7 protein-coding genes and 1 tRNA gene are annotated in these 12438 nt (G+C 51.4%); 6 read left to right on the plus strand and 2 right to left on the minus strand.

Going from position 1 to position 12438, the window contains the following annotated elements:
* Window position 1: 1 nt before the first annotated feature.
* The 6 genes from polA to OCV59_RS00835 all read left to right on the plus strand — a co-directional run bounded on the left by polA (window position 2) and on the right by OCV59_RS00835 (window position 8371).
* The gene (polA, locus tag OCV59_RS00810) at window positions 2-2674 is read left to right on the plus strand and encodes a DNA polymerase I (protein ID WP_147592421.1); all 2673 of its coding nucleotides are present in this window, start codon (window positions 2-4) and stop codon (window positions 2672-2674) included.
* A gap of 15 nt (window positions 2675-2689) precedes the next feature.
* Window positions 2690-3331, plus strand: coding sequence for a dephospho-CoA kinase (gene coaE, locus OCV59_RS00815; RefSeq protein WP_147592422.1), 642 nt, complete (start codon window positions 2690-2692; stop codon window positions 3329-3331).
* Between the two features lie 156 nt (window positions 3332-3487).
* Window positions 3488-3570: transfer RNA gene (locus OCV59_RS00820), tRNA-Leu, on the plus strand.
* A 52-nt stretch (window positions 3571-3622) separates the two neighbouring features.
* A complete protein-coding gene (locus OCV59_RS00825; protein WP_262584005.1) occupies window positions 3623-5083 on the plus strand; it encodes a sigma-54 interaction domain-containing protein in 1461 nt (486 codons plus the stop codon).
* A gap of 297 nt (window positions 5084-5380) precedes the next feature.
* Entirely contained in the window at window positions 5381-6736 is a 1356-nt protein-coding gene (locus OCV59_RS00830) for a Na+/H+ antiporter NhaC family protein (RefSeq protein ID WP_262584006.1), read from the plus strand.
* 15 nt (window positions 6737-6751) lie between these two features.
* A complete protein-coding gene (locus OCV59_RS00835; RefSeq protein ID WP_147592425.1) occupies window positions 6752-8371 on the plus strand; it encodes an amidohydrolase in 1620 nt (539 codons plus the stop codon).
* Between the two features lie 207 nt (window positions 8372-8578).
* Here OCV59_RS00835 and asnB read toward each other — a convergent pair whose 3' ends face one another.
* Both asnB and OCV59_RS00845 read right to left on the minus strand, forming a co-directional pair.
* Window positions 8579-10156 (minus strand): asparagine synthase B, encoded by a 1578-nt coding sequence (gene asnB / locus OCV59_RS00840; protein ID WP_147592426.1) that lies wholly within the window; start codon window positions 10154-10156, stop codon window positions 8579-8581.
* Between the two features lie 13 nt (window positions 10157-10169).
* Window positions 10170-12266, minus strand: coding sequence for a glutamine synthetase III family protein (locus OCV59_RS00845; protein ID WP_147592427.1), 2097 nt, complete (start codon window positions 12264-12266; stop codon window positions 10170-10172).
* Window positions 12267-12438 lie beyond the last annotated feature (172 nt).

Raw genomic sequence — 12438 nt, forward strand, 5'->3', positions numbered from 1 at the left:
TATGAAGAAGATAGCTGTGATAGACGGCAACAGCCTGGTGAACAGAGCGTACTATGCCATGAGGAACCCGATGATAACGAAAGACGGGATCTTTACACAAGGCATATTCGGATTTCTGAACATGCTGGAAAAACTGAAGAGAGACTACGAGCCTGAATATATGGCTGTTGCTTTCGACATGAAGGCGCCTACGTTCAGACACAAGGAATACGAGGAATACAAAGCCGGCAGGAAGAAGATGCCGCCTGAACTTGCGATGCAGATACCGCTCCTCAAGGATGTGCTCCGTGCGATGAACATAAAGCAGATCGAGATGGAGGGCTTTGAGGCCGACGATATAATCGGAACGATCGCCAGGAGAGCCGAGGAGGAAGGGATCGGCGTATATATAATCACGGGAGACAAGGACGAGCTGCAGCTCGCCACAGACACCACGAAAGTCATACTGACAAGAAAAGGCGTCTCGGAATTCGAGCTCTACGACAGAGAAGCGATGATCGAAAAATATGGATTCACTCCGCAGCAGTTCATAGATTTCAAGGGCCTGATGGGTGATCAGTCCGACAACATCCCCGGGATACCGGGAGTAGGGGAAAAGACCGCGACCAAGCTGATCCTGGAGTTCGGCAGCGTGGAAAACCTGCTGGCCAATACTGATGATATAAAACCGAAAGGCGTCAAGGCAAAGGTCGAGGAAAACGCGCAGCTGGCTGTGATGAGCAAGAGGCTCGCGACTATAAACACGAACGTGCCGTTTGAGATCGACTTTGACGAATACCTGCTCGGAGAACCGGACTACGACGCGCTGATCGAGCTTTACACGAAACTGGAATTCAATAAGTTCCTCAAAAAGCTCAACGTGGAAAGAGGCGGGCAGTCTGATCGGCAGGGACAGAGCAGCGTCGAAAATGCAGCGGTCGACACCTCGGGCTTTGAGCGGATACTCGTAAACAGCGACGAAATGCTGAAGACGATAAGCTTCAGTGGAGAGACAGTGTTAAAGGTCTTCGGAGACTACAACCACACAGCTGAGCCGTGCATCGACGGGATCGCGGCTATGAATGACGGGAAATATTACTATTTTGACTGCGGCAGCCTGACGGATGTGTACAGCTGGCTCGCAGAACAGGATATCACATATACGGGACACGGTCTGAAACGCGACTATTACATGCTGATGTGCAAGGGTATCGCGGACTTCGAGACGTGTTTCGACACTGCGATAGCGCAGTACGTGCTGGATTCGGGCAGGAGCAGCTACAGCCTCGCTGCCATTTCGAACGAATACCTGCACTTTACAGTACAGGACGAAAAGGATTTTATGGCAGACAACGGACAGGTCGACATGTTCACTGACACGGTGAGATCGTTCATGGATTACGGATTCGATGTATGTACGGCTGTCATGAGCCTGACCGGACTGCAGCGAGAAAAGCTCAGAGAAGAAGCGCTTGAGGAAGTATACTATCAGGTGGAGATACCGCTCATCATCGTGATGGCGTCGATGGAGGCGGAAGGCTTCAAGGCTGACAGAGAAACGCTGCAACAGTTCGGAGAGATGCTCTCGGAGAAGATCGATGAGATAACGGCACGCGTCACGGAACTTGCGGGCGAGTCGTTCAATCTCAATTCGCCGCAGCAGCTCGGGGAGATCCTCTTTGAAAAGCTCGGGCTTCCGGCTGGCAAGAAGACAAAGCGCGGTTATTCCACGAGTGCAGACATACTCGAAAAGATAGCTGACAAGCATCCGATCGTGCCGGCGATACTCGAATACAGGACGCTGGCAAAGCTCAAGAGCACGTATGTGGACGGTCTGATGCCGCTGATAAACAGCAGCGACAGCAAAGTGCACGCGCATTTCAACCAGACGGTGACGACGACGGGCAGGATCAGCTGCACGGAGCCTAATCTGCAGAACATACCGATCAGGCAGGAGATGGGAAGACAGCTGAGAAAGGCGTTCATCCCGGATTCGGAGGACTGCGTGCTGGTAGGTGCGGACTATTCGCAGATCGAGCTTCGAGTGCTGGCCCACATGTCGCAGGACCCGGCGCTGATCGACGCGTTCAACCGCGGTGAGGATATCCACCGCGCTACGGCTGCAAACGTGCTGGGTGTTCCTGAGTCGGAGATCACGATAGAGGAGAGGAGCAGAGCAAAGGCTGTCAACTTTGGCGTCATCTACGGCATGAGCAGCTTCGGGCTTTCGTCTGAGCTCGGCATCACGAGGAAAGAGGCAGATGACTATATCAACACGTATTTCAGCAAGCACGCGGCTGTAAAGGATTTCATGGATTCTCAGGTGGAGTTCTGCAGGGAGAACGGCTATGTGACTACCATCATGGGCAGAAAGCGCTATGTCAAGGAGATAAAGGCGTCTGCATACATGGTAAGGCAGCTGGGCGAACGTCTTGCTATGAACACGCCTATACAGGGAAGTGCTGCAGACATAATAAAGCTCGCCATGGTCAAGGTCTACAATGCCATAAAGGAGCGCGGACTCAAATCGAGTCTGATACTGCAGGTGCATGACGAACTCATAATCAATACGTGGAAGGATGAGCGCGAAGAAGTGGAAAAGCTGCTGGTCGAGAACATGGAGTCGGCTTACAGGCTGGCTGTGGAGCTCAGGGCAGATCTTAACGAAGGCGTGAACTGGTACGATCTCAAATAAAGGGAAAGGATCGAAATGATAAAAGTATTAGGACTTACGGGCGGCATAGGGACCGGCAAATCAACTGCCGCCGGATTTTTCAAAGATAAGAGATTCGCGCACATAGACGCGGATCAGATAGGCAGAGATCTTACGGCCGACGGCAGCAGCATACTGCCGGTGCTCGACGAACTGTTCGGACCCGAGGGTGAGTTCGGTGACGGCAAGACCGAGATCCTCGATGAAAACGGCAATCTGATAAGGAGAGCGATGGCGTCGGTGGTGTTCGCCGAGGAAAGGAGACGGGAGCGTCTGGATGCGCTGATGTTCAGAGAGATAATCGGCGAGACGGAACGTCTGATAGGCATGTACAGGCAGCAGCCCGAGAGCGAGCTGAACGGGATACTGCTGGATGCTCCGCTGCTGTTCGAGGCAGGACTGGACGACAGATGTGATGAAGTTCTCCTGCTCACGGCAGATATGGATGTGCGTATAGAAAGAGTCTGCAGGCGCGACGGAGTGACCGCAGACGAAGTGAAGAGCCGCATCAGCAATCAGATGAGCGACGAGGAGAAGATAAAGCGCGCAGATGCGGTAGTCGACAACTCGGAAGGCATAGAAGAACTGTTTGAAAAGCTGCAGGATTTTCTCACCGGATTTTTAGCGGAACGATCTTAAAAACAGCTGTGAAAACGGCTTTGATATGACTTTGATATGGCCCGAAAAAATCCGCAAAAAAGATATAAAAAAGATGAAAAAACTGTTGACAATCCGACCTAAAACGAATAAAATAGAAAAGTAGCGTTGAGGACGTAAAGAAAACGACCTCGATATGCGGCCTTGGCGGAATAGGCAGACGCGCACGTTTGAGGGGCGTGTGGGAGACCGTACCGGTTCAAGTCCGGTAGGCCGCACCATGAAAAATCCTGAAGCAGTTGCTTCAGGATTTTTTCTTTAACAAGGATGATCATGTCGAAACGAAATACCAGTCCTGCAGAGCCTGACTGGTTCGGATCACCTGTAACTTTGAACAGCCGAAGGCGGGAGAATATCGAAATGCAGGAAGCATCATACGAAGATATAAAATACTATCTTGAAAACATACCGGGCGTGGTAGTGATAAATATGGACGGCATCGTCACGTATCTCAACGAACAGTGTGCCGGATATTTCGGAAAACCGAGAGAAGAAGTGCTGGGGCGCCATATCCTCGAGACGTTCCCGAATTCGAAGATGATAGAAGGTCTGGCGCTGGACGACCCGGAACTCGTGTTTTACAGCTCATATCTCGGGATAGGCATAACCATACAGGTGCCGCTTTTCAAAGACGGCAGGAAGGTGGGGCTGCTCGAGTACGATGCGACGCAGAGCTCGCACAGACTTTACGAGCTTTCCAAGGGATACAGCAATTTCCTGGACAAGGAGCTGCTCGATGCGGAGAAGGAGATAATGAACTTTGGCGAATCCAAGTATTCGATCAACAGCATAATAGGCAAGTCGCCTGCCGTGCGCAAGCTCAAGGAAGAGATAATAGCCGCGTCGAAGTCGAACTCAACGGTGATGATCACGGGCGAGACAGGTACGGGAAAAGAGCTGGTGGCGCAGGCGATACATGCACTGAGCCTCAGGCGCAAAGAGCGCATAATAAAGATAAACTCGAGCGCATTCCCGGAGAACCTTGTCGAATCAGAGCTGTTCGGATATGAAGAAGGCTCGTTCACCGGAGCGGTGAAGAACGGCAAGAAGGGCAAGTTCGAACAGGCCGACAAGGGGACTCTTTTCATAGACGAGATCAACCAGATGCCTGTATCGGTACAGCCTAAGATCCTGCGCGTGCTGCAGGAGCGGGAAGTCGACAGGATAGGAAGCGAGCGCAGCATACCGGTTGACGTGAGGATAATAGCCGCGAGCAATCAGGATCTGAAGAAGCTGGTGGCAGAGGGGAAATTCAGAGAGGACCTGTATTACAGGCTCAATGTATTCCCGATATATGTGCCGCCTCTCAGAGAACGTCTCGAGGATCTGGAGCTGCTCATAAATATGAAGATCAGGACTCTCAACACAGACCTCGGCAAGAGCATCTCAAAGGTGGACGACAGCGTGTTTGAGGCATTTCGAAGATACGACTGGCCGGGCAACATACGAGAGCTTTACAACAAGCTGGAACAGGCGATGAACCACGTCAGCGATGATGAGGAAACTCTCAGGCTAGAGCATTTCAGCGCGAGAGCCGGTGAAGAGGATATCGACATCGAGAAACTCAAGTCTTTCGACAATCCGATAGAGGAGATAAAAAAAGAAGCCGAGCGAAAGCTGATAAGCGAGGTGCTCGAGCAGTTTGACGGAAACAAGACCAGGGCCGCGGAATGCCTGAAAATACCGCGCTCGCTGCTTTATCAGAAGATGAAAAGGCTCGGGATGGATATATGAATAAAATATGCTGACGGGAAACGTCAGTCTGCAAACACAGTGTCTGTGCAGAAAGACACTGTGTTTTTTTCTGCGTATTTTAAACGTTTTTCGACAGTTTTGAGTCTGTTTTGACCGTGTGGTGTCTGTGTGGACAGACACTATGCATTTTTGCATGATCTCTGAAAGCGCAAAAAATGCCCGTTTTTAGAAAATTTAAAATTGGCATGCTAATTGCTTATATATTACGCAGAGTGTGCACTGTATTTTATCAGTAAATTTTATGCATAAGGGATTTATGCAGAAAGGATGGCAGTTATGAACGGAGCAGATTACGGACTACTCAGTCTGGTACCGGTGCTCGTGGTGATAGTGAGTGCTATCATAACGAAAAGAGCGCTGGAGCCTCTGATTTTAGGAACTCTCGTCGGGTTCGTCATTTTAGCTAAAGAGAATTTTGTTGTGGCATATCTTGATTCTCTTTACGGAGAACTCGGGGAATCATCGTATTATATCATCATATTCGGACTTTTTGGCATTTACATTCATCTACTGGAAAAGGCCAACGCTATCTCGGGATTCACGAAGGTAGGTCTCAGGTTCGCCAGAAACAAGAAAAAGGCAGGTTTCCTGGCGTGGATAATGGGACTCGTATTCTTCCTTGACAACTATTTCAGCATCCTCGGAGCGGGGATATCCAACAGAGAGATCGCAGACAAAAACAAGATGTCGAGAGAAATGTTCTCATTTGCGATCAATGCGGTGGCATGCTGTACGTGCGTGCTGGTGCCGCTGTCGCTGTGGGGCGTGTTCATGAGCGGACAGATAGAGATGACGCTCGGCATCGAGATGGGAACGGGGCTCGGCGAGATCGTCAAGTCGATACCATTCATGTTCTTCGCATGGGTGCTGCTGGTATTCGTACTTCTTTACCAGTTCAGGATAATCAAGCCTTTCGGGCCTATGAAAAAAGCCGAGGAAAGAGCGGAAACGACAGGCGCTGTGCTTCCTGAGGATCTGGCAGCACAGGCACCGGCAAACGGCGATGAGGATGAAAAGCCTGTGAACATACTGAACTTTATCATTCCGATGGCTTCACTGATAGCGGTGACGCTCGTAACTCAGGAACTGACATACGGCCTGATCGTGGGGATAGTGCTGTGCTTCATTCTTTACATAGCACAGAAGCTGATAACCGCAGCAGAAGCTTTCGATGCGATATGCAAGGGCTTCGAGGAAATGTTCGTCGTTACGGCACTCGTTATGAGCGCGTTTGTACTGCAGAACGCGAATGACGAGCTGGGACTCGCGCCGTTCGTGGTAAACAGCGTCGTGAACGTGATAAGCGCGCCGCTGCTTCCGGTGATCGCATTTGTGCTGCTGATGGTGCTGGGATTCGTGACGGGCAGCTTCTGGGGAATGGCAGCTGTATGCTTCCCTATAATGCTCCCGCTGGCACAGGCTCTGGATGCGAACATCTATCTCATTATCGGGGCAGTGATAGCAGGATGTGCGGCAGGAAGCGCGACATGCTTCTACGGAGATTCGGTAACGCTCACATGCGGACTGACTAAGATCAGGAACATAGATTATCTGAGGAGTGCGCTGCCTATGCTGATACCGCCGATAGTCGTGACAGTCATTATATATATAGCAGCAGGATTCATATTTTAACAGGAGGCATCAACAATGACAGCAGATATGATCATAAAGGGAAACGCTATTTTTGACAGCGTATCGGACAAGCCTTTCGCGGGGTTTGTCGCAGTGAAGGGAAACAGGATAGCGGCAGTCGGAAAGGAAATGGACAGCATCAGTCAGTACGCGGGAGATGATACGAAGATCATCGATGCCGGTGACAGACTGGTCATGCCGGGATTTCACGACAGCCATACACATCTGATACTCGCGGGGATGTACAAGACATATCCGAACCTGGGAAGCGCCAGATCAGAGGAAGAGGCGGCAGCGATGCTCAAAGAGTATTATGACAGTCAGCCGGGGGACGGCTGGGTATACGGATTCAACTGGTACCACGTTTTCTGGGATAAAAAGGAGCTGCCGAGAAAAGAGACGCTCGACAGGTATTTTCCGGACAGGCCGGTATTCCTTATAAATGCAGAGGCTCACGGCGCATGGGTCAACAGCCTGGCGCTGGAGATCGCCGGAGTGACGGCAGATACACCTGATCCGTTCGGAGGCGAGATAGCGAGAGACGAAAACGGAGAGCCGACAGGATTTCTGTACGAATCCGCTATCGAATATGTGGCGGCCCACGCTCTGATCTTTACAGAGGAACAGGAGAAGACTTTCCTCAGAAAGTACATGGCAGATGCTGCGGAGCTCGGGATTACAGGAGTAGTGGATGTACAGCCGTATTTCGGAAAGGATCTGGGGTCGCTGGACGTCTACACCGGAATGGAGTCCGACGGAGAGCTGACAGTAAGGATAACTGCGGCAGCGAATCTGCTCGGGGATCTGGACGAGGCGCTTGAGAACAGTAAGAAATACTGCACGGAAAAGGTGCGCGCACATATGCTGAAGCAGTTCGTGGACGGCGTCATCACGACGCACACCGCGCTGCTGCTGGAAGATTACACGGACGCGCCGGGCAACAGAGGAACTCAGCTTTCCGAGCTCGAGAAGATAGATGCCGCAGTTCAGGAAGGGCATAAGCGAGGACTGTGGATCAAGATACATGCGATCGGTGACCGCGCTATAAGATTCACCATAGACAGCTATGAAAAGGCGATAAAGACTTATGGTGCGAACGGATGCAGGCACGCCATCGAACATGTCGAGATGGTCACTGACAGCGATATCAAGAGGTTCGGGCAGCTGGGTCTGATACCGTCGGTGCAGCCTGAGCATATAGGTCTGATGCCTACGTGGGAAGGCGAGGAATACCGCGTGAGCATAGGTGAGGAAAGGGCAGGCCGCACATGGCCGTTCAGGAGCCTTCTGGAAAGCGCAGGCGTGCTGGCGATCGGAAGCGACTGTCCGGTAGTTGACAATAATCCGTTTTATGCCATCCATCGCGGAGTGACACGTCTTCACGATGACGGACTGCCGGAAGGCGGCTGGAACCCGACGCAGAAGCTGACAGTAGCTGATATACTCAGGGGATACACGCTGGGATCGGCATACGGGATCGGCAGAGAGGACGAACTCGGTACTCTCGAGGAAGGAAAATTCGCGGATATAGCGGTCATCGACAGGAACCTTTTCGAAGCTGAGCCTGAAGATATACGGAGCGCAAATGTCGATATGACGATAATGGACGGAGAAGTCATATTTGAAAGAGCGTGATTTCAGGAAATCACAAGAGTCCATGAATCTTTAACAAATCCATACTTACAATTCTTACTTAATATACAATAAAAATGCAGGAACTGCGGCGTGAGAAGTGAGCATCTCATGCCGTTTCCTGCATTTTTGCACACTGCGAATATACCTGACAGGTGCAGAATAAATATGAAAGTTCAAAGTATAACGCCTGAAAGTGAAAATCAAAGCTTAAAGTCCGCTGGCTCCATAGTTTGAAAGCACTCTGGCTGACGGATCCTTTACGTCACAGCCTTCCCATGAAGCGTTAGGCATCCAGAAGCCTGCGATCATTTCAGCCTGTCCCGGATAGTACTTTTCGAAGATCTCTCTGTAGAGCAAGGATTCCTTAGTAAACGGTGTGGCATAGCTGTAGCGTGACGCTTTTTCTGCGAACTCCGCATCTGTGTAACGGCTTTCGGCATACTCTTTCAGGTAGTCGACCATGGAGTGCCCTACGGCGTCTGAGAACGCAGCTTTTTCGCGGAAAAGTATGTCGTGAGGGAGATAGTCGCCTTCGAATGCGTGGCGCAGCAGGTATTTGCCCTTGCCGTAGATGTTCATCTTCTTTGCAGGGTCTACGGCCATCACGTATTTTACGAAGTCGATATCGCCGAACGGAACGCGCGCTTCCAGCGAGTTTGCGGAGATGCAGCGGTCTGCGCGGAGCACGTCGTACATATGCAGCTCGCGGATGCGCTTTTCTGACTCTTTCTGGAATTCTTCTGCGGAAGGTGCGAAATCGGTGTATTTGTAGCCGAAAAGCTCGTCGGATATCTCGCCTGTGAGCAGCACGCGTATGTCGGTGTTCTCGTGTATCCATCTGCAGAGCAGGTACATGCCCATGCTGGCTCTGACGGTAGTGATGTCGTAGGTGCCGAGTATGCTGATGACTTCTTCCAGCGAGTCGAGGACCTGTTGCTTCGTCATGATCACCTCGGTGTGGTCGCTGCCGATATAGTCGGCGACCTGTTTCGCATATTTGAGGTCGATAGCGTCTTCACTCATGCCTATCGCGAAGGTGCGTATCGGTGTGCTGCTTTCTCTGGCGGCGATGGCACATACGAGCGATGAATCCAGACCGCCTGAGAGCAGGAATCCGACCTTGGCGTCGGCAATAAGCCTCTTGCCGACCCCGGCAGTGAGCTTTTCGCGTATCTTCCGGCATACCGTTTCAGTGTCGTCTGTGATGATGCTGCTGACTTCTGCTATGTCGCAGTAGCATACGAACTCCCCGTCCTTGTAGTAATGTCCCGGTGGGAAGGGTCTGATGCGATCGCACAGACCTGTGAGGTTTTTTGGTTCGCTTGCAAATACTATGGTGCCGCGACTGTCGTGACCGTAATAGAGCGGGCGGATGCCGATCGGGTCTCTGGCTGCGATATAGCTGTCTGTTTCGGCATCATATATTATCATCGCGAATTCGGCGTCGAGCATCGCGAACATGTCTGTGCCGTATTCTCTGTACATGGGGAGCAGGATCTCGCAGTCGGATCCGCTTGCAAATTCGTACTTTGCGGAGAGCTCGGCCTTGAGTTTTTCGAATCCGTAGATCTCGCCGTTGCATACGGCATAGCTGCCGTCGAGCTCGAACGGCTGCATCCCTTCAGGTGTGAGCCCCATGATGGCCAGGCGGTGAAAGGCCAGCAGACCGTTTCCTGTGTCTGTGATGCGGCTGTCGTCCGGGCCTCTCGATATCGTCTTGTCAAATCCTTCTATAAATTCATGCATTGCGGCGCAGGGGCCGCAGTAGCCCATGATAGAACACATTGTTATTCCTCCTTTACTTTACTCCGAAGAGCAGTCTGTCATATGTAGGGAACGGCCAGTATTCCTTGGCTGTAAGTGTTTCCGCTTCATCGCAGACAACGCGCAGCTCGGCCATTTTCTGAAGTATCACATCGCGTATCATGTACGCTGATTCTGTTATATCGCTGACTGCTCTGACTCTGATTATCGCTGATTCGAGCGCTGACGTAGCTTCGTCGATCTCGTCTGCCAGTCCGGAAAGTCTTGCGATGAGCTTCTGCTCATATCTGCAGGAAAGACCCGGGACTGCGGCTGTCTTGGACAGGCATGTGTCTGCGATGCTCTTTGCATATTTTTCAACGGCCGGCAGTATTTCTTTTCGTGACATGTCAGTCATGGAAAGCGCCTCGATATTGATCGTCTTGCAGTAGTTGTCGAGCGATATCTCGTATCGTGCCTGCAGCTCGGTCTCAGAGAAGACCTTGTGCGCTGTGAGCATGTCCACGTTTTTCTTTTCAAGCAGGGCAGGCAGTGCATCAGGTGTTGTCCTGAAGTTGAGCAGCCCGCGTTTTTCGGTGGCCTCCCTGATCCATGCGTCGTCATAGCCGTTGCCGTTGAATATGATTCGTTTGTGATCACGGATGGTTTTCTTTATCATGCTGTTGAGCATAGTCTCGAAATCATCGGCCTTTTCGAGGCGGTCTGCATATATCCTCAGCGATTCGGCAACTGCCGTGTTGAATACGATGTTTGCGCATGATATGCTGCTTGCTGAGCCCAGCATACGGAATTCGAACTTGTCTCCTGTAAAGGCGAACGGCGATGTCCTGTTGCGGTCCGTGATGTCTCTGGTGAATTTCGGGAGCACGTGGACGCCGAGCTTCATCACTGTTTTTTCGGATGCGCTGTACGGCTCGTCTTTTTCGATGGCGTCGAGCACGGCGGTCAGCTCATCTCCGAGGAATATGGAAATCACCGCAGGCGGCGCTTCGTTTGCTCCCAGCCTGTGGTCGTTGCCGGCGGTCGCTACTGAAAGCCTGAGCAGATCCTGATAGTCGTCAACTGCTTTGATGACTGCGCAGAGGAAGAGCAGGAACTGTGCGTTTTCATAAGGTGTTTCGCCTGTAGTCAGGAGGTTGACTCCGGTATCTGTCGTCATCGACCAGTTGTTGTGCTTGCCGCTGCCGTTCACTCCGGCAAACGGTTTTTCGTGGAGCAGGCATACGAGATCGTGTTCAGCGGCCACCTTCTGCATTATCTCCATGGTCAGCTGGTTGTGGTCTGTCGCGATGTTGGTGGTCCTGTAAATCGGCGCGAGCTCGTGCTGAGACGGTGCCACTTCGTTGTGCTCTGTCTTTGCAAGTATGCCGAGCTTCCAGAGCTCTTTGTTGAGATCTGCCATATATGCGGATACTCTCGGCTTTATCACTCCGAAATAGTGGTCGTTCATTTCCTGGCCTTTCGGCGGCTTTGCACCGAAAAGCGTCCTGCCTGTGAACATCAGATCTTTACGCTGCTCGTACATTTCTCTGTCAACGAGGAAATATTCCTGTTCCGGTCCTACCGATGTGCGTACGCATTTTACTTCTGTATTGCCGAAAAGGCGCAGTATGCGCAATGCCTGTCTGTTCAGTGCTTCCATGGAACGCAGCAGCGGGGTCTTCTGGTCGAGCGCTTCGCCGCCGTATGAACAGAATGCCGTCGGTATGCAGAGCGTGTTGTCCTTGATGAATGCGTACGATGTCGGATCCCATGCGGTGTAGCCTCGTGCTTCGAATGTGGTCCTCAGACCTCCGGACGGGAATGAGGATGCATCAGGCTCGCCCTTGATCAGCTCCTTGCCCGAAAACTCCATGATGACACGTCCGTCAGGCGCGGGTGCGATGAAGCTGTCGTGCTTTTCCGCGGTGATGCCTGTGAGAGGCTGGAACCAGTGTGTAAAGTGCGTCGCACCGTGGCTTATGGCCCAGTCCTTCATCGCGTCGGCTACTGCGTTGGCTACATCGTTATTGAGGCTTGCGTTTTCATCTATAGTTTTTTTCAGCGATGCATAGATATCAGCTGAAAGTGTTGCTTTCATTACTCTGTCGTCAAAGACATAACTTCCGAAGTATTCCGTTACTTTACTCATGATCTTTACCTTTCCTTTCCGGTGATCTGCCCGTAAAAAGCAAACGAGGCAGTGACGTCTGGGATACTTGTGATCCAGGACACCATTGCCTCATTTACTAAAAAAAATGTCAAATATGTCAGGCTCCCCTGCGAGTGGGATCGGCAGTGCGAAATTTTTAAAGAGGTTTGTC

Source organism: Brotomerdimonas butyrica, assembly GCF_025567305.1.
Taxonomy (GTDB): Bacteria; Bacillota; Clostridia; order Peptostreptococcales; family Anaerovoracaceae; genus Lentihominibacter; species Lentihominibacter butyricus.